Source organism: Chloroflexota bacterium, from assembly GCA_016887485.1.
In the GTDB taxonomy this organism is placed as follows: Bacteria; Chloroflexota; Anaerolineae; order Anaerolineales; family Anaerolineaceae; genus Brevifilum.
This window is the reverse complement of record CP069394.1, coordinates 2,505,822-2,531,908: the sequence shown is the minus strand read 5'-3', so window position 1 is coordinate 2,531,908 and position 26,087 is coordinate 2,505,822. Positions and strand designations below refer to the sequence as shown.

Annotated in this window: 22 protein-coding genes and 1 pseudogene; 17 read left to right on the top strand and 6 right to left on the bottom strand. The window is 52.1% G+C overall.

What is annotated here, in order from left to right; all coding sequences use genetic code 11:
• Window positions 1-36 precede the first annotated feature (36 nt).
• Genes JR338_11510 through JR338_11500 form a run of 3 tightly spaced genes read left to right on the top strand, consistent with a single transcriptional unit; the run spans window position 37 to window position 4,431 of the window.
• Complete coding sequence (locus JR338_11510) at window positions 37-1,848, top strand: ABC transporter ATP-binding protein (GenBank protein ID QRN83025.1); 1,812 nt, start codon at window positions 37-39, stop codon at window positions 1,846-1,848.
• Window positions 1,841-3,607, top strand: coding sequence for an ABC transporter ATP-binding protein (locus JR338_11505; GenBank protein ID QRN83024.1), 1,767 nt, complete (start codon window positions 1,841-1,843; stop codon window positions 3,605-3,607). Before JR338_11510 ends, JR338_11505 begins: the two co-directional genes overlap by 8 nt.
• Window positions 3,608-3,636: 29 nt before the next feature.
• Complete coding sequence (locus tag JR338_11500) at window positions 3,637-4,431, top strand: aminoglycoside phosphotransferase family protein (protein QRN83023.1); 795 nt, start codon at window positions 3,637-3,639, stop codon at window positions 4,429-4,431.
• Window positions 4,432-4,800: 369 nt separating this feature from the next.
• Here the strand turns inward: JR338_11500 and tnpA are convergent.
• From tnpA to JR338_11475, 5 genes and pseudogenes are all read right to left on the bottom strand, one after another.
• Window positions 4,801-5,250: pseudogene (gene tnpA / locus JR338_11495) on the bottom strand (IS200/IS605 family transposase).
• Between the two features lie 610 nt (window positions 5,251-5,860).
• Window positions 5,861-7,417: a glutamine-hydrolyzing GMP synthase gene (gene guaA / locus JR338_11490; protein QRN83022.1), complete on the bottom strand. Its 1,557-nt coding sequence runs from the start codon at window positions 7,415-7,417 to the stop codon at window positions 5,861-5,863.
• Window positions 7,410-7,718, bottom strand: coding sequence for an HIT domain-containing protein (locus tag JR338_11485; GenBank protein ID QRN83021.1), 309 nt, complete (start codon window positions 7,716-7,718; stop codon window positions 7,410-7,412). Before JR338_11485 ends, guaA begins: the two co-directional genes overlap by 8 nt.
• A 73-nt stretch (window positions 7,719-7,791) precedes the next feature.
• Window positions 7,792-8,355, bottom strand: a complete 564-nt coding sequence (gene xpt, locus JR338_11480) for a xanthine phosphoribosyltransferase (GenBank protein ID QRN84426.1) — start codon at window positions 8,353-8,355, stop codon at window positions 7,792-7,794.
• A 107-nt stretch (window positions 8,356-8,462) separates the two neighbouring features.
• The gene (locus tag JR338_11475) at window positions 8,463-9,437 is read right to left on the bottom strand and encodes a glycosyltransferase family 2 protein (GenBank protein ID QRN83020.1); all 975 of its coding nucleotides are present in this window, start codon (window positions 9,435-9,437) and stop codon (window positions 8,463-8,465) included.
• A 194-nt stretch (window positions 9,438-9,631) separates the two neighbouring features.
• Between JR338_11475 and JR338_11470 the strand changes: the two genes are divergently transcribed.
• From JR338_11470 to JR338_11455, 4 genes are read left to right on the top strand one after another with little or no spacing between them, the layout of a single operon-like run.
• On the top strand, window positions 9,632-10,957 hold the full coding sequence (locus tag JR338_11470) for an MFS transporter (protein QRN83019.1): 1,326 nt from the start codon (window positions 9,632-9,634) through the stop codon (window positions 10,955-10,957).
• Between the two features lie 3 nt (window positions 10,958-10,960).
• Window positions 10,961-11,749 carry an esterase family protein gene (locus tag JR338_11465; protein ID QRN83018.1) on the top strand — a complete coding sequence of 263 codons (789 nt, stop codon included), beginning with the start codon at window positions 10,961-10,963 and terminating at the stop codon, window positions 11,747-11,749.
• Entirely contained in the window at window positions 11,746-13,059 is a 1,314-nt protein-coding gene (locus JR338_11460) for a PHP domain-containing protein (protein QRN83017.1), read from the top strand. Before JR338_11465 ends, JR338_11460 begins: the two co-directional genes overlap by 4 nt.
• Window positions 13,060-13,096: 37 nt before the next feature.
• On the top strand, window positions 13,097-13,561 hold the full coding sequence (locus tag JR338_11455) for a hypothetical protein (GenBank protein QRN83016.1): 465 nt from the start codon (window positions 13,097-13,099) through the stop codon (window positions 13,559-13,561).
• A gap of 20 nt (window positions 13,562-13,581) precedes the next feature.
• Here the strand turns inward: JR338_11455 and JR338_11450 are convergent, their stop codons facing one another.
• On the bottom strand, window positions 13,582-14,286 hold the full coding sequence (locus JR338_11450) for an HAD hydrolase-like protein (GenBank protein QRN83015.1): 705 nt from the start codon (window positions 14,284-14,286) through the stop codon (window positions 13,582-13,584).
• 119 nt (window positions 14,287-14,405) lie between these two features.
• Here JR338_11450 and JR338_11445 point away from each other — a divergent pair, with 119 nt between their 5' ends.
• The 10 genes from JR338_11445 to JR338_11400 all read left to right on the top strand — a co-directional run bounded on the left by JR338_11445 (window position 14,406) and on the right by JR338_11400 (window position 26,083).
• Window positions 14,406-15,437, top strand: a complete 1,032-nt coding sequence (locus JR338_11445) for a homoserine dehydrogenase (protein ID QRN83014.1) — start codon at window positions 14,406-14,408, stop codon at window positions 15,435-15,437.
• A gap of 2 nt (window positions 15,438-15,439) precedes the next feature.
• Window positions 15,440-15,916: a 2-amino-4-hydroxy-6-hydroxymethyldihydropteridine diphosphokinase gene (gene folK, locus JR338_11440; protein ID QRN83013.1), complete on the top strand. Its 477-nt coding sequence runs from the start codon at window positions 15,440-15,442 to the stop codon at window positions 15,914-15,916.
• Complete coding sequence (locus JR338_11435) at window positions 15,913-17,742, top strand: hypothetical protein (GenBank protein ID QRN83012.1); 1,830 nt, start codon at window positions 15,913-15,915, stop codon at window positions 17,740-17,742. The genes folK and JR338_11435 overlap by 4 nt, the downstream gene beginning before the upstream one ends.
• Before the next feature lie 112 nt (window positions 17,743-17,854).
• A complete protein-coding gene (locus tag JR338_11430) occupies window positions 17,855-19,021 on the top strand; it encodes a glycosyltransferase family 4 protein (GenBank protein ID QRN83011.1) in 1,167 nt (388 codons plus the stop codon).
• Window positions 19,022-19,077: 56 nt separating this feature from the next.
• The gene (locus JR338_11425; GenBank protein QRN83010.1) at window positions 19,078-19,977 is read left to right on the top strand and encodes a glycosyltransferase; all 900 of its coding nucleotides are present in this window, start codon (window positions 19,078-19,080) and stop codon (window positions 19,975-19,977) included.
• Window positions 19,970-20,902, top strand: coding sequence for a glycosyltransferase family 2 protein (locus JR338_11420; GenBank protein ID QRN83009.1), 933 nt, complete (start codon window positions 19,970-19,972; stop codon window positions 20,900-20,902). The genes JR338_11425 and JR338_11420 overlap by 8 nt, the downstream gene beginning before the upstream one ends.
• On the top strand, window positions 20,899-21,804 hold the full coding sequence (locus tag JR338_11415; GenBank protein QRN83008.1) for a sulfotransferase: 906 nt from the start codon (window positions 20,899-20,901) through the stop codon (window positions 21,802-21,804). The genes JR338_11420 and JR338_11415 overlap by 4 nt, the downstream gene beginning before the upstream one ends.
• A gap of 49 nt (window positions 21,805-21,853) precedes the next feature.
• On the top strand, window positions 21,854-23,038 hold the full coding sequence (locus JR338_11410) for a hypothetical protein (protein ID QRN83007.1): 1,185 nt from the start codon (window positions 21,854-21,856) through the stop codon (window positions 23,036-23,038).
• On the top strand, window positions 23,035-24,387 hold the full coding sequence (locus tag JR338_11405; GenBank protein QRN83006.1) for an oligosaccharide flippase family protein: 1,353 nt from the start codon (window positions 23,035-23,037) through the stop codon (window positions 24,385-24,387). Before JR338_11410 ends, JR338_11405 begins: the two co-directional genes overlap by 4 nt.
• 130 nt (window positions 24,388-24,517) lie before the next feature.
• Window positions 24,518-26,083, top strand: a complete 1,566-nt coding sequence (locus JR338_11400) for a hypothetical protein (protein QRN83005.1) — start codon at window positions 24,518-24,520, stop codon at window positions 26,081-26,083.
• Window positions 26,084-26,087 lie beyond the last annotated feature (4 nt).

Here is a 26,087-nt window from a genome sequence, read left to right as displayed (position 1 = left end):
TAAATCAACCCTGCGCCTTCATTAAGGACCTGCGTTTTGAAGGATGAACCCAAACACGAAGCTGAAATGATTTTCCTTTTCAAACAGATCTGGAAATACGACAAGGGCATGGTTCTTTCCATGACCCTCTATACCATTTTCTTCAGCCTCATCCCCATGATCGCCATTTACGTCCCCAAGCTGATCATCGATTCCCTCCAATCACAGAATTGGCAGCGGATCCTGATCATCATCATTGGCGGATTTATCCTCTCGGCTTCCTGCGCCTTTATGACTGAATTCCTTAGGGGTAATTACAGAATGCGGTTCAATGCCGTCCGCTATAAGCTGATCGAGCAGTTGAACCTCACCACGATGACAATGGCTTACCCCCTGACGGAAGATGCCGACATTCTGGATCAACTCCGCACCGTCTCCCAGACGCTGCTCAACCCCCATGCCGGGGCCGGTGGGATCATGGAGAAACTGCTCTCGATCTTTGGCAGCATCGTGGGTGTTGTGGGTCTGGTTGCCATCATCTCCACGCTGAATATCTGGGTGCTCCTGGCCCTTTTGGTCACCATTTTCGCAACCTACTACCTCAGTCTTCGTGCAGGTCAATTTGAGCAGCAAAACAGGGACGCCTATCATGGCGCCTATCGGAGACACTATTACACAACCGAGACCTCCGCGGATTTCCGCTTTGGGAAAGATATCCGCATGTACCAACTGGGCGGTCTGCTGAGGGCAAAACGGGAGGAAGCCGCTAAAAATGTAATGGTTCTGAGCAAGGCCGTTGCCAACAAAAGATTCAACAGTGAATTAGCCATTGCTACAATTGGCCTGCTGCGTGATCTGCTCATCTATGGCTATATCACTTATAGTTTGCTGCAGGGTGACATCAGCGCCGGTGATTTCTTCCTCTATTCCGGTGCTGCAACCACAGTTGTCTTCTGGCTCAGTGAGACCATGCGTGATCTCGGTTTTATCCAGGTCCAAAGCAACTATGTTCGTAACTATCAGGATTTCATCCGGGAAACTCGGATTCCAGCCGACAGCGGCCTGCCAGTGACGGCTCATCAGGTCGGCTTCGATATCGAATTTCGGGATGTCTCCTTTAAATATCCAGGCTCCGATAAATTGATCCTGGACCATCTGAACCTCAAGATCCCATATGGCGAGCGGCTGGCCCTGGTGGGCGAAAACGGCGCCGGCAAGACCACGATCGTCAAGCTGCTCACTCGCCTATACGAAGTCGCCTCCGGCCAAATCCTACTGAATGGACGTAATATTCAGGACTATGACTACACAAGCTATCAGGACCTGTTCTCCACGATCCTGCAGGATGCCAAGATCTTCCCCTTCACACTGGCTGAGAACATCGCCCTTGAGACGAATATTGATCCAGAGCGCCTGTCCAATGCTATTGAGCATTCCGGCCTCCAGTCGATGGTCGATTCCCTTCCGGACGGCTCGGAGACCTGGCTCCTCAAGATCCTCAATGAAAACGGCATTGACCTTTCAGGTGGACAGCAGCAGAGACTCTTCCTGGCTCGTGCCCTTTACGAAAACCGCCCCTTCATCATACTGGATGAGCCCACCGCCGCGCTGGACCCGCTGGCTGAATATGAGATGTATCAGTCTTTTGATCAGACCATCGAAGACAGATCGGCCATTTATATCTCACACAGGTTATCCAGCACCCAATTTTGCGATCACATCGCCTTCCTGGAAAACGGACGGATAACGGAATTTGGCACCCACCAATCCCTGCTCCAAAAGGACGGTCCCTATGCCGAACTTTTCGAGATCCAGGCCCAGTATTACCGGGAAAACGAGAAAGCTGAGGAAGGAGGATGTGATGCGTAAAAATGCTAAGCTGCTGATCTTCTTCCTGAAGGTCCTCCAAAGGTTCTCAAAAACATTCCTGCCGGTCTCATTTGTGATGGCGCTTGTGCAGGGCGTTTCCCCTCTGATCAATATCATCGTCCCCAAATTGATCATTGATGAACTACTGGGAGCGCAAGATATTCACCGGCTCATCCGACTTGTCGCCCTTTTGGCCGGTGCGAACCTTTTATTGAAACTGATCGAGACCGTCCTGACCCGGATCAAATCCATTGAATTGGAGAAAATCCAGTTAAAAGTTTCCGAAGCCCTCGCTGATAAAAGCCTCCATCTGCCTTATGAAGATATTGAAAAGAAATCGGTTCTGGACCTCAAGGAAAGAGCCCTGCAAGGCACTTACAACTTCTATGGATTGGTGGAGCAGATCGGTGTTACAGCAAGTTCACTGATCTCCCTCACCAGTCTGTTCGTCCTTTTGTTCACCTTCAATGGCTGGCTGATCCCAATCCTGACCGTGCTGACTTTGTTGAATAGCATCGTCTATAAACGCATCGCCAATCTCCGCTATCAGGACTCGGTGATCTCAATCCCATCAAACCGGGCGTTCTCCTATTATGGCCAACTGGCTAGCGATTTTTCTTTTGGGAAGGACATCCGCCTCTCCCACTGTGCAAAATTCCTACTGCACAAGGCTTCTGTTTATTTACAGGAAATCGTCGATATCTACAGCCGACAATATGATGAGATTGCCAAATTACAGGGAATCACCAACATCAATATGCAGTTTCAGGCCTTCCTGGTCTATGGATGGCTGGCCTGGCAGGCGTTCCGCAGCCTGATCACCATCGGTGACCTCACCATGTATGGCAGCGCTGCCCGTCAGTTCACGCAAGCCCTCACCAGCCTGATTGACAGCCTGATCAGCATCAACGGTTTAACCATGCATATTGAGCCCTACCGGGATTTCATAGAACTGCCAGAAGCAGCGAAAAACAACATTACCAACACAGAATTTGCTATTTCAGCAGATGGCCCATTGACATTCCGCTTTAATCAAGTCTGGTTCCGCTATCCTGATACCGACCGGGACGTCCTCAAGGACATCAACATCGAATTTCTGCGTAATGAGCGTCTCTCGATTGTCGGGCTGAACGGTGCAGGAAAAACCACCTTCATCAAGCTCCTTTGCCGCCTTTACCAACCCACCCAGGGCACGATCACTTTGAACGGTGTGGATATCAACAATATCCCCTTGGAGGAATACCTGCTGGCCTTGTCGGTGGTCTTTCAGGATTTCCAATTCTTAGGCTATTCGGTCGCGAATAACATCGCAGCCTCATCGAAGCCAGACAATAACCGGCTGGACCATGTGATCGATTTCTTTGGGATTGAACAAATTCTGGAAAAGCTGCCCAAGGGACTGGAAACTTCCGTAAATCGGGTGGTGGATAAGGAAGGCGTGAACTTCTCAGGCGGTCAGATGCAGAAATTCGCCATCGCCCGCGCCCTCTATCGGGATGCGCCGGTGACCATCCTTGATGAACCCACCTCCGCCCTGGACCCACGCAGTGAATATGAGGTCTATCGCAACTTCGACAAGCTCGCCCATGGGAAGACCGCTATTTACATTTCTCATCGGTTGTCCAGCACCCGCTTCACCGACAGAATTGCGGTTTTTAAGGACGGTCGCATCGTGGAACTGGGTACGCATGCCGACCTGATCATCGAGGGTGGATTGTATTCGAGGATGTATGCGAAGCAGGCCCAGTATTATCTTTAAGCCAGCCTAATAAGAAGGAATTACCTCTTATGCAAGAACAACCCATCGCCTTAGGTCGCACCGCAGAAATTTATGCCTGGGAAAATAACACTGTCCTCAAGCTCTTTTATGATTGGGTATCAGACGATAGTATTGCGTACGAAATGAAAATCCACAGCATCGTTCAGGAACACTTCCCTGTCATACCTAAGCTCTTAGGACAACATGATATGGATGGGCGAAAAGGATTAATTTTCGAACGGATCCAGGGCCCAAATATGCGCGATGAGATGCTTTGTCAACTCCTCAAAGCTCCGAAAATGGTTCGAGCCTTTGTTGAATTGCATAAAGCAATACACCAATCCGAGATTCCTGAACTTAACCCAGTAAAAAAACGACTCAGACGAGATATTGGGCAGGTTGAAATCCTGAGCCAGGATCAAAAATCAAAATTTTTGAAGCAGTTGGACAGCCTGCCTGACAAACAGAACCTCTTGCATTTTGACTTCCACCCCGGCCAGATTATCGATGCTCCAGATGGCCCTGTTGTCATTGATTGGATTACTGCCGGCCAGGGTGACCCCGCCGCTGACGTGGCGCGTTCGATTGCAACGATTAAATTTTTCACTGCACCTGCGGAAAGTCTCTTTAAACGCCTGGTGCTCAATTTATTTATTCAATGGTATTGCTGGTATTACCCCCGTCTTATGTGTAAATTTAATCCGGAAATTTCAAAAGCTGCCGTGGAGGCCTGGATGCCCCCCATTTTTGCCGCCAGGTTAAGCGAAAATGTCTCCGGTGAAAAGGAACAAATTCTGGCTTGGTTAAGGAAGAAGGGGTATTGAGTTTCACAGTCCCCGTTCATTCAGAACTAACTTACATTAGGGAGATGTCACGTGCCGCGAAGCGCACGTGACCTACGCCAGACCCCGCCATTTCATTTCGGTACCAAAGAAGAATATTATTCGTAGGGGAGCCCCTCTGTGGGCTCCCCAATATTGTCATTGCGAGGCGTCACGAAGTGATGCACGAAGCAGTCTCAAAAGCCGGATCTATAAAATGTAGGTCATACATGGTGAGATCGGATGATCACACTTGCATAAAGTCAAGACCACCCGCATAGCGGGTGGCTTGACCTGACCCTATAAGGGTCTTTTACTTGCAGCACCTCAAGGTGCCGCTTTCACTTCGTTCAAGCCTGGTGCACCGATTACCTAGCTACCCCTAAAGGGGTCTTCTGCTTCTTTCGTTGTGATCTTATCCGTCATCTGGTCGTGTTTCTCTTGCTCCCTCACATACTTCGCTATGGTCGCTTCGTTCAACCCCACCGTGCTCACATAGTATCCTCTCGACCAGAAATGCCGATTCCCATACTTGTACTTCAGATTCCCATGTCGATCAAATATCATCAGAGCACTCTTCCCTTTCAGGTACCCCATGAAGCTTGATACACTGTACTTCGGGGGAATTGATACGAGCAGATGAATATGATCTATCATCGCTGTCCCCTCTATGATCTCTACACCTTTCCATTTGCATAGATCTCTTATTATCTCCACTATGCTCTCTTTGTACTTGGCTTACACAATCTTCCTTCTATATTTTGGCGTAAATACTATATGATATTTACACATCCATTTTGTGTGTGCTAGACTCTTAACCATAGAAATCACTCCTTTCCGTTTGGCGGCTTGAACATCTGCCATTCTACCGGAGTGATTTCTTTCCTATAAGCCTTTGGCTTCCACCGGCTTAGCCGGTGGTTTTCTGTTTCGGGCGTTCCGCCCTCAACTCCCTAAAGGGTTAAGAAAAAGTCACGCTGGAAGCGTGACCTACAAATTTTGATTTACACATTCCCAATCGCGAAAGGGAAGGTGGCATGTAGTGCCAGATGAGGGTGGAAGATGTCACGTGGGCTTCGCGGCACGTGACCTACGCCAGACCCCGCCATTTCATTTCGGTACCAAAGAAGAACATTATTCGTAGGGGGGCCCCTCTGTGGGCTCCCAAATATTATCATTGCGAGGCGTCACGAAGTGATGCACGAAGCAAACTCAAAAGCCGGTTCTATAAAATGTAGGTCATGCATGGTGAGATCGAATGATCACACCTGCATAAAAGAAAAAGTCACGCTGGAAGCGGAACCTACGGATTCTGTTCCTGGCCTTCCCCACTTTTTGGGGAAGGTGGCACGTAGTGCCGGATGAGGGGTAAGTATCACATGCGCTTCGCGGCATGTGACCTACAAGCTAAATCTGGTATGTGCCAAGCGATTTATTCCCACTCAATCGTTCCAGGCGGTTTGCTGGTGATGTCATACACCACCCGGTTCACCCCCCTGACCTCGTTCACTATCCGGTTGGCGACCCGGCCCAGCACATCATAAGGCAGCCTTGCCCAATCGGCGGTCATAAAATCCTCTGTGGTCACCGCCCGCAGTGCAATCACTTCCTCATAGGTCCGCTGGTCCCCCATCACGCCCACCGCTTTCACCGGGAGCAGCACAGCAAAAGCCTGGGATGTGCCCACTTCGCCATCATCCTGCAAATGGAGCAGCCCCTCTGAATTCAATTCTTCAGTGAAGATCGCATCTGCGGCGCGCAGCTTCTCTACCCGCTCAATGGTCAATTCACCGAGACAGCGCACAGCCAGCCCCGGCCCGGGGAAGGGCTGCCGCCAAACCAGCTCCCGCGGCAGGCCAAGCGCCTCACCTACCACCCGCACTTCATCCTTGAAGAGATAGCGCAGCGGTTCCACCAGTTCAAACTGCATGTCCTCCGGTAAGCCACCGACATTATGGTGTGTCTTGATCCGGTGGGCATTGGCGCGCTCCGGCGCACGTGATTCGACCACATCCGGATAGATCGTTCCCTGCACGAGGAAATGCGGATCGCCCAGATCGTGCGCGGCCTGCTCAAACAAGCGGATAAAGGTCTCACCAATGATCCGGCGTTTCTGTTCCGGCGCGGTGACGCCTTCCAGCTTGTCGAAGAAATCCTCTATCGCGTAAAGGGTCAGCAAATTCGCACCCAGGTTCTCACGAAAGGCCTTTTCAACCCACAAGCCCTCATCCTTGCGCATCAGGCCGGTATCCACAAAAACCGCCGAAAGCTGATCACCCACTGCTTTTTGCACCAGGGCGGTGGCAACGCTGGAATCCACGCCGCCGCTGACCGCTGCCAACACACGGGATGACCCCACCTGCGCCCTTATCCGCTCCACTGCCTGGGAAATGATCGACTGCGGCGTCCAATCCCCCCGGCAGCCACAAATTTCATGCACAAATCGGCTCAGGATGGCCGATCCGGCAGGGGTATGACGCACCTCGGGATGGAACTGCAGGCCAAAATAGCCTCGGCTCGTGTCACTGATCGCCGCAATCGGGCTGTTACCGCTCTTTGCTAAGACGGTGAATCCCACCGGCGGCTGTTCGATCCGATCTCCGTGAGACATCCAGACCGAGGGATTATCGTCCTGCCGTAACAAATCCGATTCATCCAACACCTCAATCGTGGCGGGGCCATATTCCCGCTGGCCCGATGGCGCCACCTTGCCGCCAAGGGCGAGTGTGAGCAGCTGCATACCATAACAAATCCCCAAGACAGGCAGCCCCGATCGAATCACATAGTCCGGCAAGGTCGGAGCACCCACGTCATATACAGAACGGGGCCCACCGGAGAGAATAAACCCTTTAGGCGCCATTGCCATCACGGTAGTTTCCGGCGCATCCCATGGCAGCAATTCGCTGTAGACCTGGGCTTCCCGCACACGCCGGGCGATCAATTGGGTATATTGCGAACCGTAATCAAGGATGACGATGGTCTCAGTCATGGGCCTCCTCCCAGTCAGCGCTGACCAGATGCCAATGCCATTGTGGGATAGTCTGGTTGGGACCACCGTTGGTGATCAGACGGTAGCCAACCCTTTCAAGGTCAAATTTACTAATCAGGGATTGCACGAGATCAAAAAGGGCACCGTATGGCTCCCCAGTATCGAAATAAGCTGCCGCCAAAGTGGGGACAGCTTTTTTAGAAACGATCAAAATATGTAATGCATAATCCGGCTGAGGGTGTTGAAAAGCGACCCAATGGTCATTTTCTGCAAATCGCGCAACCGGAAGCAATTGGTCCATATGATTAAAAGCTAACCTCACAAGGGGTTGAATTATCGGCCAACGGGCAGCCTTCAGACCCAGCGCCAGGATCCTAGTCTTCAGCGAACTCGATCCGGCCATCATCTAAAGAAGAAATGCCCACCAGTGATTCCACAGGCACGCCCGCGGCAGAGAGCATCTCACGACCGCCTTCAAAAGTCTTTTCAATCAGGGTACCGATGCCCACCAGGGTGGCGCCGGCTGTCTCGGCCAGGCGGACCAGACCGGCAATGGTTGCACCGGAGGCCAGGAAATCATCAATGATCAGAACCCGTTCGCCATTTGCCAGATACTCCGGGGAGACGATCAGTTCGACCATATGCCCTTTGGTATGCGAAGGGGCCACTGTCAAATAAACCGTGTCGGGCATGGTCACGGGTTTATGCTTGCGGGCATAAACCACAGGCACATCCAGATACTTGGCGGTCATCAAAGCCGGGGCTATCCCGGAAATTTCCGCCGTCAATACTTTGGTAGGATTGGTATATTTAAAACGAGCGGCCAATTCTTGGCCGCAGGCATCCATCAAAACAGGGTCAACCTGATGATTAATGAAGGGATCAACTTTTAAAATCCCGTTTCCAAGGTTCTTACCTTCTTCTGCAATTCGGTTCATTAATGGTTCAAACAAAAAAAGCCTCCATCCCTGAGGATCGTAGTTGTTCAGACATTTTACATCGTTTTAAAGGAAAATCGGGTATTAAATTGGTATTTAACGCAATTTTAAAAATCCAGGTCAGACCAATCCGACTCTTCCGGTCCATCTACATCCCGTCGGCGTTCACGGTAGAGGATCTCTTCCAAAATTTTGCGATTGAAACTCACCAAATCGGCCATTAGACCGATCAGGAAAGTAAGAAAACCGATGATGAGCAGCACAGCCGTCAGGATCAGCGATTGAACATGTCCCCCGCCCATGCCCTGGAAATAGAAATAAAGAAAACGAATGCCCAAAGCTAACCCGGGAACCAGCAGAAGAAGGCTCAGCCAGGTAAAGACCTTCAGCGCCCGATACATGGCAAAGGATCGGATGATGGTCTTGGTGGAATTCACCACATAATTGCGCACGCTGCGGAAAAGCCGTGAGGGTCGCGTCGGTGCATTGGTTCGCACGGGGACAAAGACCACTTTAACTTGTTTCGCTCCGGCCTGGATCAATGTTTCCAATGTATACGAATAATTGCTGAGCACCAGGGTCTGCAGCGCCACCTCGCGGGTGATCGCCCGAAAACCGCTCGTAGCATCGGGGATTTTAAAGCCGGCTGAAACTGACACGACTTTCGAACCTAATTTCTGCAAGAAACGCTTGGTCGGTGAAAAATACGCCAGCGTCCCCACCCCGCGGTCACCGATCACCATTTCAGCCTTACCCTCAACAATGGGACCAACAAGCTTGGCGATCTCACTGCCGGGGTACTGGTTATCCGCGTCGGTATTGACAATCACATCCGCACCCAAGCCCAAAGCCGCGTCCAAACCGCGGGTATAGGCCCGAGCCAGACCCGAATGCCGGTCCATCTCGACGACATGGTCTGCGCCGTTCTGCATAGCAACGTTCACTGTATCGTCTACGCTGCCGTCATCAATGATCAATATCTCAACGGAAGAGAAGCCCCGGATCGCCCGCGGCAGTTGAGCCAGGGTTTCCGGAAGGGTGTCGGCCTCGTTATAACAGGGGATTTGAATGATCAGTTTCATGTTTTTTCTCAGGTATTGAATGCTGGAATTAGTATAACATGGGATAGGTTTCGGAGAATTGCAAAACATTTGTGGATTGCATCTGGTTGATCCAACCTTTTCCTCAATAAGTTGAAGCCCCTCTCCTAATCGTATAAAATGGGTACATTGAGATATAACCACCGTTCTACCCTAACTCACCAAAGGACTTTCCCATGAAATCCAGCAAAATGAAAACGTTCAATTATGCCATTGGGATGTTCGGCACCTCCATCCCAATCAACCTCCTCAAGACCTATGCCGCCATTTTCTACGTGGACCGGATGGGACTGACCACTGAGAATTTTGCCCTAATATTATTTATCTATACCTTTATTGATGTGATTGACAACCCGGTCTACGGTTTTCTTTCAGATCGCACCCGCACCAAGTGGGGCCGGCGCCGTCCCTGGCTGGTGATTGGCACCCCATTGTTGATCCTGGGGCTGATCGCCTTCTACAGCACCCCCGCTTTTCTCGCCGGGAATTCCCTCCTGGCCTGGGCCATGCTGTTCTATATCTTCACCGGCACCCTCGATTCGGTGATCAATGCCAACTATGCCGCCCTCTTCCCCGAGATCTTCGAAGACGACGCCAGCCGGGCCAAGGCCAACGCCTTGCGCCAGGCTTTCCAGTTGGTCGCCATGATCATCAGCATCGCCCTGACGCCGATCGTCACCGGCGCCATCGGCTTCAGCAATACGTCAATCGTTTACGGCATCCTGGGCGGTGTGGTGATCCTCTATATGAGCCTGACCTCCAAAGAAAGGCAGATTGATGAGGATGAAAACCCACCCAAGCTCTGGAACAGCATTAAAGACCTCGTCACCAACAAGAATTTCTGGATCGCCGGGCTGACCAACGCCTTCTATAGCGCGGCCATGTCCCTGGTCCTGGCGGGGCTGCCTTTCTTCGTCAAATACACCCTTCAAATTCCGGATTCTCAATCCACCATCCTCTTCGCCTCCGTACTCTTGATCGCCATCGGTTGTGTGGCTGTTTGGGCCTTGCTGGTCCGCAAACAAAAACTGATCCCTATCTGGCGGATCGCTCTGGCCTCCCTGGCTGTGGCTTTCGTTCCTCTGTTCTTCGCCAACAGTTTGATCACTGCTATTATCAGCAGCGCACTGGTTGGCTTTGGCTTTGCTGGCGTGATCACCACGATGGATCTGATCGGCGCCCGGATCATGGATGAGGACACCCGCAAACACAACGTACGGCGCGAGGGCATCATCGCTAACGCCCTCGGCTTCATGAACCGCCTGAGTGGACTTTTCACCAGCCTGGCCTTCCTGCTGCTCAGCGTCCTTTTCGGGTTCAAAAGCGGAGAGGTCCCCGGTCCCCAGCCTGGTATGGCTTCCCGCTTCCTGCTGACCGTCTTCCCCGCCGTTCTGATGGTGATCAGTCTGGGTTTCTCCCTGTTCCTCAAAATGGATACCCGCGGACCGGATGAGCCGGACGACCTTGAAGTCATGACCGACCTGGACGTAGCAGAAGAGTAAACCATGGCCCTGATCCAACTCGACTTCACCCCCGAAACCGTCAAAGTTTGCCTGCCGCTTTATATGATCGTCCCCGACCCAAAAAACCTGAGCGACCAGTCGCTGCAAGAGCGCAAGGTCCTCTATTTATTGCACGGTCTGAGCGATAACGGCAGCGCCTGGCAGCGCTATACCAACATCGAAACCATCGCCCGCCAGTTTGGCCTTGTTGTCGTCATGCCCTCCATCGGCCGCAGCTTCTATACCGATCATCCCAACGGTCAACAGTATTTCACCTTCCTGATGGAAGAGCTCCCCAAATACCTCAAGGATGTCTTTGGCCTGTCCCCAAAGCGGGAGGATACCCTGATCGCCGGGAACTCAATGGGCGGGTTTGGCGCTTTCAAAGCCGCACTGAATTATCCCGAACGCTTCGCCGCCGCGGCCAGTCTCTCCGGCGTGTTATCGCTGGAGATCCTCAAGCTGAACCCGGACGATCCCCGCTATCACGAGTTCACCTATATCTTTGGCGACCTGACCAAGCTCGCCGGCACGTCTCATGACACGATGGTCTGGTTGCAAAAGGCCGCCCAACACCCCCAGGACCTGCCCAAGCTCTACATGGCCTGTGGACAGCAGGATGACCTCTTCCCGCTCAACGAGATGTTCTATGGCGCAGCCCAGAAGATGGGCGTGCCGATCCAATATGACATGGAAGATGGCGGTCATGTCTGGCCCTTCTGGGAGAAATTCATCCAGCGTTTCCTGGTCTATGCCCTGGGCGAACCCAAAAAGAACAGTTGGGGCGAATGAACGAGATCACCCAAACCCTCACCTTCAGCATCACACCCGAGCAGCAGGGGCAATATCTGACCGTGCCCTTCACCATGGCGGAGGACATCGCTGAATTCCGGCTGACTTATCGCTATCCCCGGTTCCGGGATGAGGCGCAAGTCCTGCCAAATGGACAGTTCACCCCGCGTGATTCAATCAACATCATTGATCTGGGTCTGATCGCACCGGATGGCAGACAGGCAGGCGCTTCCGGCTCGGACAAGGCCAGCTTCTTCATCAATGGCAAAACGGCCACTCCGGGCTACTTCCCCCAGCCGCTGACCCCTGGCGAATGGCAAATCCTGGCCGGGGCCTACAGGATCGCGCCGGAGGGCGTGACCGTCACCTACGAGCTGACCTTCATCCCCAAACAGCGCCGTCTGTTATTGGGCGATATCCATACCCACACAGTTGGATCGGATGGCGTACTCACCCTGGATGAGCTGGCGTCTCTGGCCCAAAAACACGGGCTGGACTTTTTAGCGATCACCGATCACAACCAGATGGTCAGTCCCGCCGTCCTGGCCCGCATTCCGGGCATCACCTTGATCCCCGGCGTGGAATGGACCCATTATTGCGGCCATGCCAACTTCCTGGGCCTCGAAAAACCCTACGATGAGCCTTTCTTCACCAAAACCAACGAGGACATGCAGGCGCGATTTCAAAGTGCGCATGACCGCGGGGCGTTGATTGTGATCAACCACCCTCAGGATGATTCCTGTGGTTTTCAGTTTGACATGACAAAATTGCCGTTTGATGCCATCGAGATTTGGAATGGCCCGATGCGGGAAAGCAACCTGCGCGCAGTTGGCCTCTGGCACCAAATGCTAATTGCGGGGCAGAAGATCCCCGCTGTGGGCGGCAGCGATTTCCATCGGGAGAACCTCTTCCAGATCCTCGGCGGCCCCTGCATGGGCGTTTATGCCGGGTCGGATGCATCCAATGACATCCTGGCTGCGCTGCGAGCAGGACAAAGCTTTATCACCTTCGCTCCCAATGGCCCCACGGTAGATTTCTCCTCTGGTAAAGCGACCTTGGGCGGCACAACACCCTGGCAGGAGGGCTTGATGGCTCAGGTCAGCGCCAAGGGGCTGAAAGCGGGTGATGTCATCCGGCTGGTTAGTGCGGCAAAACAATTTGACCTGTTCCAGGCACCCACCGATGGCGATGCAGAGCTGACAACACAGGTGCCGGGTCCCGGGTTCCTGCGGGTGGAGATCTATCGCAGCTTCTTGCCGGGGATTCCACCCCTGCCGGCGCTGATCAGCAATCCAATTTATTTTTCGTGAGTGATTCGGTTAAATTTGAAGCAGGGAGAAGGTCATAATGAATGAGGAGAACAACTACAACGAGGATTTCGGTGGCGAAGATATTTTCGTCATTGCACTCATCATCTTCAGTGCCTTGGTTGGGGGACTTTTCCTCTTCTTAAATATTTACCATCCCATTGACCCGGAATGCCGAGTCCCTCCAGGTGTGATGGTTGATGGCGGGGCTGAAGCCAGCGTTTACACCTGGCATGACCTCAATGGCAACGGAATGATCGATTCCGGTGAGCCGCCGTTCCCTCGCGTTGAAATCCGCTATCCTTGCGACGACGATTACATCACCGATAAACGCGGTCGAGTTGACACAGTTGAATTCAAAGCGGGATGTGCCTGCTATTGTTGGGAGGGATCCCACGTTGAAGTTATCCCCCCAGAGGGCTATCTGCCAACCACGCCCATCCGTCAGGAACTGACCGGACATTCGCTGTTTTACTCATTTGGTTTCATCGCCGAATCCCCCTGATTTTTGATAGTTTCCCAGCCTTAGAAAGTCTGAAATATCTTCATTACTTCATCAGTATCCGTTAGGTCATTCAGGACATAGTCCGGCTGGTGTTCAACCAATTCTTCCGCTGAAGTATGCCCGGTCGCCACAGCCAGGACCTTGACCCCGGCATGTCGGGCGCATTCAATATCGCGGGAGGTATCTCCGATCACGAGGACCTGATCCCGGTCAATCGACCGACCCCATTGATCCTCCAACCGGGAAATCGCCAACCCCGGCAGGTCATTACGGTGCAGCCGTTCACTGCCATAAGCGCCAAAGGTGAACAGCGCCGGGTTAATCCCCACCGCGCGCAATTTATGCGGGACGGAGTCCCGAACGTTCCCGGTCACCAAACCCAGAGCATAGTCCGCCTGTCCGGTAAGCGCCGCCAGAAGCACCTCCACCCCGGGTAGCAGCAGCATCTGCAAGGTCGGCGCGGCCTCTGCGACTGCGCGGACATAGGCGTCAAATGCCGCCTCGCGTCCGGTATCAATTTGATCCGCTGGGAGCCCAGCCTCAGTCATCAGTTCGGTCACGATCTGCCAATCGGTCTTGCCCGCCATAGGGAAATCCACAATTGGGCCTGTCGTGCCAAAAACCTCCGTCAACGCCTGTGAAAGGCAGATTCGCCCTTCTTTGGCTGGGTTGAGCAGGGTGCCGTCAATGTCAAAAAGTAATACGCGGGGTTCGTTGTTTGCCATGCCCCCAATTCTAATCGCATCCGGGGCCAATCAACAAGCTTCCGGCTATTAATCCACCGCAAAGCCTCATTTCTGTGGTTAAATTAATGAAATCAATATTGTTGAGAGGATGACCAACCATGAAAAAATACCGCCTCTGCCTGGTGGGCTTTGGAAACGTTGGCAAAGCCTTTGCCCGTTTACTGTTGAAGAAAAAGGTCGAACTGGCTGATAAATATGACTTATCCGTTTCCGTCACCGGCATCATCACCGGTTCACACGGCCGGGCGGTCAATCCCGCTGGGCTGGACCTTGAGCAGGCACTTTCTCTTGTCGAAAGCGGCAGCTCTCTGGATTCGCTCAGCACGATGGATGCCCCTGCGGAGGCACTTGCCTTAATCCAGCAATGCCCGGCGGATTTCATGTTCGAGACTACCCCGGTGAACCCTCAAACCGGTCAACCGGCAATCAGCCACATCGAAAAAGCACTCGAGTCGGGCATGCACGCCGTGACCGCCAATAAGGGTCCGGTGGTGCATGGGTACCAACACCTGACCTCTCTGGCGGTAAAAATGGATAAGCGTTTCCTGTTCGAATCGGCAGTGATGGATGGCGCACCGATCTTTGCGCTCTTCCGTGAACCGCTGGTCGGCGCAAACCTGATCTCTTTTCACGGCATCCTCAATTCCTGCACTAACCTGCTGCTGGAAATGATGGAACAGGGGAAGAGCCTCGATGAGGCCGTGGATTTCGGCCGCTCGATCGGCATCACCGAGACCGACCCCAGCAATGATATTGACGGCTGGGATGCCTCCATCAAGGTGGCCGCCCTGGTCACCGTGCTGATGGGCACCCCCCTCACAACCCAACAGGTGGACCGCACCGGTATTCGCGGCGTGACCCCCGAGATGATCGCAGAGGCCAAAGCCGACGGGGAACGCTGGAAGTTGGTTTGTTCAGCAAAGCGGCAGGATGACCGGATCATTACCAAGGTCGCCCCGCAGCGGGTCGGTCCTGATTCACCTCTCTTCAGCGTCAACGGCACCAGCTCCTATTGCCAATTCCAGTTGGATGTGCTCCCCGGCCTGGGCGTGCTCGAAAGCGACCCCGGCCCCGAAACCACCGCGTATGGCCTGCTGGCGGATATGCTCAATATTCTGGAGGTAGTCTAGTCATGGCCTCACCCATCTACCTGGCGCTTGGCACCAATCTCGGTGAGCGGGAAACCAACCTGCAAAAAGCAATCGAGTCCCTGGCGCCCAAAGTGCGCGTGATTCGCAAATCCTCAATTTACGCCACCCCGCCCTGGGGTTATACCGACCAACCCGAATTCCTCAATCAGGTAATTGAGGTCGACACCACCCTTCAGCCGCTGCCCCTGCTTCACTTGCTCAAATCCATTGAAGCAGAGATGGGTCGGGAAGAAACTTTCCGTAATGGCCCAAGGCTGATTGACCTCGATATCCTGTTCTACGGTTCGGAGGTTGTTGAAGGCGAAATCATCACCATTCCGCATCCCCGGCTGCAGGATCGGGCCTTCGTGCTTGTGCCGCTGGATGAAATTGCACCGGATTTTGTTCATCCGGTTCTGAACGAATCCATCCATGATCTGCTCGCCAAGGTCGATCCGGAAGGCGTACGCAAGCTGTGAGCATCCTTGCGCTGGGCTTGATACTGCTGCCCGGACTGGCGGGATGGGCCTGGCTGGGTCGGCGCGGCCGTGACCCAATGGTCGCTCTGGCACAAATCATCGGCATCAGCCTGGCCACCATCGGGCTGCTGGCAGAGTGGGCCTTCACCCTTAGCGTCCGCTTCTCGCCGCTTGGGATAAGCTTGCTTATGGCAGGATTTGCGGGCCTTGCAATCTTTGGTTTCATCCGGTGCAAACCCCAATTTCACAAAAGCCAACTATGGGCCGCTTTAATCGGCCTGGCCTTGTTTGGCGGGCTGATCGCCTGGCGGCTCTATCAGGCTGATGGCCTGCTCTTACCGAATTGGGTTGATTCTCAGCATCACTACCTCATCATCCGCGCCATACTGGAACAACGCGGCCTGCCGGAAAACCTCACACCCTACCTCAACCAGCCTTTCTATTACCATTTTAGCTTTCATGCCGCCACAGCCCTCTTCACAAGCCTCAGCGGTCTATCCATCGACCAGTCAATCCTGACCTTTGGGCAGTTACTGAATGCTTCGGTTTCTCTTTCCATCTATGCCCTGGGGAAAACCCTTTGGAAGGATTGGCGGCCTGCCCTGGCAGCGGCTATCCTGGTGAGCTTCGTCACCCGCATGCCGGCCTATTTCCTAACCTGGGGGCGCTATCCCCTGACCGCCGGGCTGGTCCTGCTCCCCCTGGCGATGGCCGCGGCGCTCAGACTAAAACAAAAGCCCGGCAATAAACGCGAGATCGCCCTCCTGGGCCTCCTCACCGGTAGTGTGCTGTTGGCCCACTACTTCACAGCACTACTTTTGGCCTTCTTCCTTATTATTCTCATCTTGGCCGTTTTCCTGCCCCGCCTGAAGACCCTGCTGACCGCATTATTCAATGCCCGCGGAGTGTTGATCGGTGCGGGGTTGGGATTCCTGCTGGCTTTGCCCTGGGTGTTACGCGTGCTGAACCTTTCCGCACTAAGTACAGGCATCGAATCTAACCTGCCCGACGCACTGGATAGCTTCCAGGCCGCTACGGACACAGCCTCCTATATCTGGAAATTGCTTGGCCCAGCAAGCAACCATTGGCTGTTGATCCCGGCCGGGATTGGCTTGATCTGGGCCTTCATCAAACGCCAGCGAATCGTTTTTGGGGTTTGGACGGTTGTCTGCGCGGTCCTGGCCCTGCCGTGGAGCCTGGCACTCAAGCCCTTCAGGCCGGACCATTTTGCCATCACCTTTTTCCTGCCTCTCTCACTTTTCGCGGGGTGGGCTTTCTGGCAAGCGGGCGTTTTGTTGTCAAAATGGCTCAAGCGAAGCTGGATTACCCTCCTGATCCCTGCCCTGTTTGTGGCTGGCTGGGGCATCTGGGGCTACGACCTCAGCTCGCATATCGTCAATTCGGTGACCGTGCTGGTCACCGAACCCGACATTGAAGCACTGGATTGGGTGACGGAGAACACCCCCACCGATGCCCGGTTCCTGATCAATACCTCCTACTGGCAAAACAACAATTACCGCGGCGTGGATGGCGGGGGGTGGCTGTTACCTTATACCGGCCGCTGGTCCCTGGTGCCAACCGTGTTCTATGGTTTCTCGCCCGATAAAGACAATGTGCGGCAGTTGATCAAATGGGGAAAGGTCGCCAGCACCCTCACAACCTGTGACCCAGCGTTTTGGAAACTGGTGAATGAAGCCAATCTGAATTGGATTTACATCCGGGAAGGAACGGGCAGCCTGCAAGCCGAAGGTCTCGCGGGATGTGAAGGCATATCTGAAATCTATCAAAATGACCAGGTGGAGATTTTCCAAATCCTTCATTATTGAAACGTGGGAAACCCAAAATCCCTGAGATTTATCAGGGCAGCAATGGTAAGATTGAGATGTTACCAAAATGGCTTGATGCCACGCTCAACCCTTGTTCAATGACTGAGACCTTATGAAAATTGCGATTGTCACAACGAATTTTCCTCGGTGGGAAGGCGATTTCCGAGTGCCGTTCATCATTGATGTCGCCCGGGCCATTCAGGCCAAAGGCCACACAGTCCGGATCATCACGCCCCATCAACCTGGCACCAAACAGCACGAAATTTTCGAGGGAATGGAAGTCTTCCGGGCAAAATACCTGCCGGAAAAAGCGGAGGTCCTCCAAAAGGATTCGGCGGGCTTGCCGGCTGCCTGGAAGCGCGGTTTTATCTACAAATTAGCGATGATCCCATATGTCGCTGCGCTAACCGATGCTGTCGCCCGGCACGCTAAAGGCTGCGACATCATCCACGCGAATTTCAGCCTGGCCGGGTTTGCCTCCGCAATCACCCGCCCCTTCCATCACCTGCCCTATGTGGTCACAATCCACGGCAGCGATATTTTCAAAACCGTTGATAAGCCACTGCTTAAGATTCCGGTCAAAACTGCATTAGAACATGCCAGCCACATCATCGCCGTCAGCCAGGCGCTGGCTGAGGGTGCTGAAAGTGTTGGCATTTCACCAGAGAAGATCCAGGTGATCCCCACCGGGATTGATATCAGCAAGTTCCCTGTAGGCGCGCCGGAAGACCGGAAAGACACCCTGATCTATGTCGGCTCGCTGATCAAACGTAAGAGCGTTATCACCCTGCTGCAGGCCATGGAGAAACTCCGGGATCAATTCCCAACCCTGCAATTACAGATCGTTGGAGAAGGTGACCTGCGGCAGTCACTGGAAGTCTACACCGACCAGCATGCCCTGCGAGATCGCGTCCAGTTCCTGGGTACCCAATCCCAGGCTGATGTCGCCCGATTGATGCGGGAAGCCAAAATCTTCATCCTCCCCTCCACCGAAGAAGGCCAGGGCGCTGTGTTGGTGGAAGCGATGGCCAGCGGCACACCCTGCATTGGCAGCCGCGCCGGCGGCATCCCCACTGTCATCACGCCGGAAACCGGACTCACCTTTGAGCCAGGCAACAGCGACGAACTTGCCCAGGCGGTTACGACCCTGCTGGAAGATAAATCCTTCTGGCAGAGCGCAGCCCTTCAGGGCAGGGAACGCGCCAAGGCCCATTATGACTGGAACGTGCTGGCGGAGAGTATAATAGCCATCTACAATAACGTATTGCAGCAAAACTGACCCGCCAACTACGGGCTTGATATTTACTTGATGAATATGGAAAATAAACGCGGCTTATGACCCAGGAACCACAAGCTCAGACTAAACTCGATTGTTCGATCATCATCCCCAACCTGCACTCGCCAGTTATCGACCGGACGATCCAGTCCATCCTATCCCAGGAAACCGACCGCAGCTTTGAGATCATCGTAGTGGGGATGGATAAATTTGGGCTGGTGGAAAATTTCTCTGAGGTCAAATTCATCAAGACACCCGCACCGGTTGGTGCGGCGGAAGCCCGCAACATTGGCATCCGCGAAGCCGCTTCCGATTCGCTGATCTTCATTGATGCCGACTGCATCGCTCTGCCCGGCTGGATTGACACTTTCTTTGCTGATTTCGCCGAAGGCTGGCAGGTGGTTGGCGGCGGCGTCCAATCCCCCACGGATAATTTCTGGCTGCTCGTTTATAATCTCTCGATGTTCCACGAACAGCTTGCATCCCAGCCCCGCGAGGAACATCACTACCTGCCAACCCTCAACCTGGCCATGAAGCGTGAAGTGGTCGAAAAGGTTGGCCCCTTAAACGAGGCCCTGATGCGCGGTCAGGACATAGAATGGACTTCCCGCATGACCCACGCCGGGATCCACTTACTCTTCGAACCAGCCGCGATTGTGGAACATCACCCACCACGGCATGATTTTGAGGCACTCAGGAGAGACAATTACCGCTCAGGATATTACATGATTGATGTCCGCTATGAGCATCCTGAAATCTTTCACATGCCCGCCTTGTTGAAATCCGCCGCGGTCTGGCGAATCTTCAAGCCCTTGATCGCCGCCTGGACCACACTGAAGATTGTGGCCCGGACCAAAGAGGTTCGTAAAAACGCGAAAATCATCCCATACGTTTACCGATTGAAAGCAGCCTGGTGTGCCGGTGCTGCTGATCGTTTGGAAGGAAAGACTGTTGACTGAAAAATTGACTCGCGATTCCTTTTGGGCCGTCATCCCCACCTTTAACCGGGCCGATGACCTGATCGCCACCCTCGATTCACTCGCAAAATCCGAAGTGAACATGGAGCAGGTCATCGTGGTGGATAATGGCTCAAAAGACGACACAGTTGAAAAGATGAAAGCCAATTATCCTAAGGTGCACCTGCTGGCCCTGGAAAACAACATTGGCGCCACAGGCGGCTCCAATGCCGGATTCAACTATGCCCTGGCTCACGGCGCAGAGTATGTGATCCGGATGGACTCAGACATTGAAGTCGATCCTAATTTCCTGGCTCCTCTGATCGAAGTCGCCAATTCCGATCCATCCATTGGCATCATCAGCCCTAAGATCTACTTCTATAATCCCCATGACGTCATTTGGTATGGCGGCGTGGATTCAAAAGGTCGGTTCTTCAAAATAACGGATGGCTTCCGCGGTCAAACTGACTCGCCTGAAAACAGCCATATCCGGCAGGTCGATTACACTTGGGGGGCCACTATGTTGATCAGCCGGGTGGTGTTGGAGAAAACGGGCGGTTTTGACACAGACTTCTTTGTATATTATGAAGAATTTGACTTTTGTGACCGCGCCCAGGCTCTCGGTTATAAGATCATGTATGTCCCCGAGGCAAAGATCTGGCATAAAGTGGGCTCCATCTCCTATACAGCCTTTACGGCTTATAACTGGAATAAAAGTAAGATGATCTTCATTCGCAAACATGCGCCGAACATCTTCTCCAAGCTCTATTTCATCCTCTATGCCTTCGCTTATGCTTTCGCTGATGCCGCAATTCATGCTTTGAAACTTCGTGAGAGAATGGGCAATCGCGGGCCGTTCAAAGACACCCTTCGCGGGCTATGGAACGGACTGACCATTTCCCTCACTGAACCCCGGGAGAAGAAATGACATTACCGAACTTCCTGATCATTGGCGCTGCCAAATCCGGTACCAGTTCCTTATATATGTACCTGATGCAGCACCCCGAGATCTTTATGAGCCCCTCCAAGGAGCCCCATTTTTTCTCCTTCGATGACCAATCGAAAATGACCACAGGACCGGGCGATCCAATCCATGAAGCCATCACGGATTTTGACACCTACCAAGCCCTGTTTGATGGCGTGACGGATGAAAAGGCGATTGGCGAGGCATCCACTTCTTATCTTTATCGTCCTGAGGCAGCCGGGCGTATCCATACGATGCTTCCGGATGCGAAATTGATCGCGATTCTGCGCAATCCTGCCGATCGAGCTTTTTCTGCCTATATGCATGTTGTCCGGGATAAACGTGAGACATCTAATGATTTTGCTGAAGCCTTAACAAAAGAAGAAAGCCGGAAGGCTGCCGGTTGGGAACCCATCTGGCACTTCACCAATGTTGGACATTATTATGAACAATTAAAACGGTATTATTCCCTCTTTCCAAAAGAACAGATTCGGGTTTATCTATATGAAGACCTTGTCAATGACCTGGATAACCTGCTGGCAGAAATTTACGAGTTTCTCGATGTGGACCCCACCTTCGTGCCGGGAAGTCTGATGCGCTATAACGCATCCGGTAATGTCAAAAGTGAAACCGTCCAAAAAGCTTCAAAATGGCTCTTTTCCAGCCCCAACCCCATCCGGTGGGTCTCGCGCAAAGTGTTGCCAAGAAACTGGCGGATGAAGTTCGCTGCCTGGGTTCGTTTCAAGAACCTCAAACGACGTGAGATTCCCAATAAGGTCCGTGAACAGTTGGTCGATGCCTATCGGGACGAAATTTTACAGTTGGAGACTATGATCAATCGTGATCTCTCCTCCTGGCTATCTTAGGAAATTAATGAGGATAGGCCAAACGCGCCATCCCATATGGAGTTGATGTATGTCAATTGTTCTTATTCCAACTGCTTTACGAAAATCAAAAGCCTTTGAGCCTTCTGGATATCTTGTCGTTTATGACACAGACAAGCATGAAATCATCCAGCGGACAGAAATTATTGAACCTCCATATCGGAATGTTGATCCCAACCCACGCGGCGGCTATCGTGGGTTAAAGGGAATCAGTTTTCTTGGAAATCGTGTTACAGTTGCAAATGCCAGTACTATTTTCATCTATGATGAGACCTGGCAACCGATAAATTACTTTTTTCACCCTACATGTGCAGGCTTCCATGATATTCTGCTGACCGATGAAGGGGTATGGGTGACAAGTGCACGCACGGACATCCTCGCACTGTTGGATTTTAATGGGGAAATCATAAAATACTTCGATCTCCGTTCCAATGACCTGATCAACCAATATGCGAAAACACCTATTCAGCCTATCCTGAGTGACCGCGCCATCCGCAAGGGGAAATATGACTATCGCAACCCCTTATCTCATGACAGTGCCATCACCGATTCCCTGCATGTAAACAGCTTCGCCTTTCTTGAAAACGGAGACCTCCTGATCTCCTGTGGTTTGGTTAGGGTCATCTCCCGTTATCATTTCCACAAGTGGAACAATCAACTCAAAAATACAATCTTCTCCGGGCTTCTGCCCTGGCTCTATGACACCTATCAAAAGCTCTTCGTTAAAGAGAATAATAAATTTGAAGCCACCAAAATCACCAAAGAAGAATCCTACAGCCTGATTCTACGCTTCCCCCCAGACGGTCCACTCACAGAGAGCCTCATTCTGGATCATTGCGTCGTACCCAGTCACAGCATCCGAATCCTGCAGGACAAAACAGCGATCTATCTGGATACCAGTTCTGGGGAAATTCTTCATTTTGATCCCTTCACCAACAAGGTTTTTTCCAGAACTAAAATTGGAGAGCATTTTCTGCGTGGCGCCTGCCAATTGCCGGATGGCACTTTACTGATCGGTGATAATAATATCCTGATCCACTTTGACCTCTCCACCCTCACCGTTCTCTCCAAGGTCGAATTCTCTGAAGACCCTACCGAAGGTGTGTTTGATATCAAACTGCTACCGGACAATTTCTCTTTGCCGCCCAATTCATTTGTCAAGCTGCACGAAACAAAGTATCCTGTTCACCAAACGAGTCGTGAAAAGGAAAAATGATCAAACGGATTAAGGACACGATCGCCCAATATGTCAACATGCTAAAGGGGGAAGACCTTCGCGGCCAGTTGATTAATAATAGCATTCGCAGTGTGTTCTTGAATGGTGGCAGTAAGATTCTCTCCTTCCTGATTGGCACTTTTTTAGTGCGGCTCCTTGGAGATGACGGCTATGGTGTCTACAGCTATGTTTTTTCGCTTGCCTATATCTTAATCATTCCAGCGGAGTTTGGTATTTCAACGCTGCTTTTACGCGAAACCTCTAAAGGCCAAGTCAAAGAAGATAACGACACCATCTCAGGCAGTTGGCGATGGTCATTTAGAGCCACCCTATTGGTCAGCTTCATCTTGTTGCTTGTGGGTGCTGCCAGCGGCATGATCGGGAAGCAGTTCTTTGGTTCTGTGGAAACTTCCACTTTCTTCTGGGGCCTTCTCCTACTCCCATTACAATCTTTGGTCATTCTGATCAACGCTGCGCTGCGCGGGCTTAAAAAAGTAATTATTGGGCAGATTCCTGATCTATGGATTACGCCTGGACTTTTCACCGTCCTCATTATAGGTATTGGGTATCTTTCAAAACTGGATTTCACCCCACCTGTCGCAATGGCTTTACGTGTTGTTTCAACCTTTGTGGCTGTCGTGGCCAGTGTATTCTTTTTATTCAAGTACACGCCAAAAGCCATCTTGCAGGCAAAGCCTATTTATCATTCAAAAATCTGGTTATCCAGCGTTATCCCGTTGATCTTCTCAAGCGGAATCAATCTAGTAAGAAGCCGAACCAACATAATCGTATTAGGCTTCTTCGTAGACTCGGCAGCAATTGGAAGTTTTCAGGTTGCACTCAGCACTGCAACCCTGGCCTCTGTGGTGCTAACCGCCATTAATTCCATCATTGCGCCACAGTTCACTTCTCTGCATACGAATGGTGACAAGAATAAGCTGCAGCGCCTGACGGTTCTCAGCGCTCGGTTCGTCTTTGTGCTTAATTTACTTATCTCAGCCCTTTTCATCATCTTTGGTAAGAATCTACTTACCCTGGTCTTTGGCACCAAATTGATCGCTGCCTACCCTGCCCTGGTCGTCCTATTGATCGGCCAGGTGATCAATTCCTTCCTGGGATCGGTAAACATCCTGTTGAACATGACCGGCCATGAAAAAGATGTCATGAAAATCATAATTATTACCAGCATTCTCAATATCGTATTCACCCTTGTTCTAGCCCCTCTCACCGGCATGGTTGCAGGAGCAATTGCTGCTTCAGCATCCATGGCAGTTTCTCAAATTTGGATGTACATCATCGTACGCAAACGAATCGGTATCGTCAGCCACATTTTTGGCAAGGTAAAGTAGCACTTCAAAGCATACCAACCTCTCCCCACATCAGAATAACCCATAGGTATTATGGTAATTTGAGCCAGTAATTCATATACTCATACTAACAATTGTGTTAATCAATCCTTAGTTACTTAGGAGAAGAAAAATGAAACGGTTTCTCATCGCTTTTGCATTTGTTCTGCTCATCGGCCTCTTGACCGTGACATCGGTCTTTGCTGATCTTCCAGGCAGTGGCTGGTGGTCTTCCCTTTACGTCCAAAACCTGGCGACAGGCAGCGTTGATGGGACAATCCAGATGACCGCTTACGCTGGCGGCTCCAGCACAGATGTCTATGGCAGCGAATCCTACGCCTTTGATTTTGGCCAGGCGCTTGCCTATGATCCCGGCGTCACACCAAACTACGGTTCCGGCGGTTCATACATTGGCTTCGACTCCTCCCTCCCCAGTGGGTTCGAGGGTTCCGTCGTGATTTCAGCCAGCGTTCCCGTTGCTTCCGTCTCGGAAATCGCTAACTTCCCGAATGGTTCCGTTGGAACCAACGGCGGTACAGCCTGCGCCCGTTATCAGGGCATCAGCCAGGATATGGCCTCCACCGAATTAATGATGCCGAAAGTCAAGAGCAACTACTTCAATCACACCACAACCTTCTATATCCAGGCCGCCGGTGCTGATTCAGATGTGGTTTACACCTTCCAGATGAATGATGGCTCGATCTATACCGACACCATCTCAATTGATGCCAATAAGATGTATATGCTTGATCCCGCCTCAGCTGGCGTTCCAACTGAAGATTGCGGCACTGGCTCAGCGACATCCCCATGCTACGGTTCCCTGACACTTTCCGCAACCACCCCAATTGCTGCTGTCATCACCGAGCATCCCCACACCGGCTCACCTGCTGGCTATGCCCTCTCCACGAGAATGCAAAGCGCTGCAGATCAGGACACCGTCCTCTACCATCCTGCCGTCAAGAACGATTACTACGGCACCATGAATGCAAGCGCCGCTGTGATGAATGTCGGCTTAGCTGATGCTTACGTGCAGATCACCCTGACCGTGACCAATGTTGACAGCCGCCACTCCGCTTATATCGGCCAACAGTTCACCGATTTCATGATCCTCGCTCCTGGCGAAGCTCAAGTGTTTGATAGCTACTCCAACAACCTTGGTGGTATGCCTGCTGGCACCTATGCCTCGGCGGTCATTGAATCAATTGATAACGACGATTACGATCCTCAGCCACTCATCTCTTCAACCAATGACAAGAAACGGTCATATGTCCCCGGCAATTACGGGATCAACCTCTATGCTGGCTACCCAGCCAATAACGCCTCAACCGATCTCGCTGGTCCAAACCTGATTGAATTTGTCGGCAATATTACCGGTGCCGTCACCGTTCAAAATGTTGGTGGCTCCGCTGCGACAGTTCAGTTCTCATATTACGAATATGGCACGGACAATGTCTATGTTTTCGAAACTACCACTCCTTTAGCCCCGGATGCTGCGATCAACACCTACGGCATCTCAAATCAAACTGATGAATCCGTCTTCACAATCATAAGCGGCTTCACTAGTTTCAGCGAATTAGATGGTAAAACCTTCAGTGTGATCGTCCATGCTGACCAAGCCATCATTGGTCTGGTTGCTGAGAACTCCCCCACTAAAACTCGAGATATGTGCAACTACGAAATGATCAACTACGTTCCGTAAACGA

Coding starts and splice junctions, on each gene's coding strand:
- JR338_11505 (QRN83024.1), top strand. CDS start 1,841: ATGCGTAAAAATGCTAAGCTGCTGATCTTCTTCCTGAAGGTCCTCCAA.
- JR338_11500 (QRN83023.1), top strand. CDS start 3,637: ATGCAAGAACAACCCATCGCCTTAGGTCGCACCGCAGAAATTTATGCC.
- guaA (QRN83022.1), bottom strand. CDS start 7,417: ATGACTGAGACCATCGTCATCCTTGATTACGGTTCGCAATATACCCAA.
- JR338_11485 (QRN83021.1), bottom strand. CDS start 7,718: ATGGACCAATTGCTTCCGGTTGCGCGATTTGCAGAAAATGACCATTGG.
- xpt (QRN84426.1), bottom strand. CDS start 8,355: ATGAACCGAATTGCAGAAGAAGGTAAGAACCTTGGAAACGGGATTTTA.
- JR338_11475 (QRN83020.1), bottom strand. CDS start 9,437: ATGAAACTGATCATTCAAATCCCCTGTTATAACGAGGCCGACACCCTT.
- JR338_11470 (QRN83019.1), top strand. CDS start 9,632: ATGAAATCCAGCAAAATGAAAACGTTCAATTATGCCATTGGGATGTTC.
- JR338_11465 (QRN83018.1), top strand. CDS start 10,961: ATGGCCCTGATCCAACTCGACTTCACCCCCGAAACCGTCAAAGTTTGC.
- JR338_11460 (QRN83017.1), top strand. CDS start 11,746: ATGAACGAGATCACCCAAACCCTCACCTTCAGCATCACACCCGAGCAG.
- JR338_11455 (QRN83016.1), top strand. CDS start 13,097: ATGAATGAGGAGAACAACTACAACGAGGATTTCGGTGGCGAAGATATT.
- JR338_11450 (QRN83015.1), bottom strand. CDS start 14,286: ATGGCAAACAACGAACCCCGCGTATTACTTTTTGACATTGACGGCACC.
- JR338_11445 (QRN83014.1), top strand. CDS start 14,406: ATGAAAAAATACCGCCTCTGCCTGGTGGGCTTTGGAAACGTTGGCAAA.
- folK (QRN83013.1), top strand. CDS start 15,440: ATGGCCTCACCCATCTACCTGGCGCTTGGCACCAATCTCGGTGAGCGG.
- JR338_11430 (QRN83011.1), top strand. CDS start 17,855: ATGAAAATTGCGATTGTCACAACGAATTTTCCTCGGTGGGAAGGCGAT.
- JR338_11425 (QRN83010.1), top strand. CDS start 19,078: ATGACCCAGGAACCACAAGCTCAGACTAAACTCGATTGTTCGATCATC.
- JR338_11415 (QRN83008.1), top strand. CDS start 20,899: ATGACATTACCGAACTTCCTGATCATTGGCGCTGCCAAATCCGGTACC.
- JR338_11410 (QRN83007.1), top strand. CDS start 21,854: ATGTCAATTGTTCTTATTCCAACTGCTTTACGAAAATCAAAAGCCTTT.
- JR338_11405 (QRN83006.1), top strand. CDS start 23,035: ATGATCAAACGGATTAAGGACACGATCGCCCAATATGTCAACATGCTA.
- JR338_11400 (QRN83005.1), top strand. CDS start 24,518: ATGAAACGGTTTCTCATCGCTTTTGCATTTGTTCTGCTCATCGGCCTC.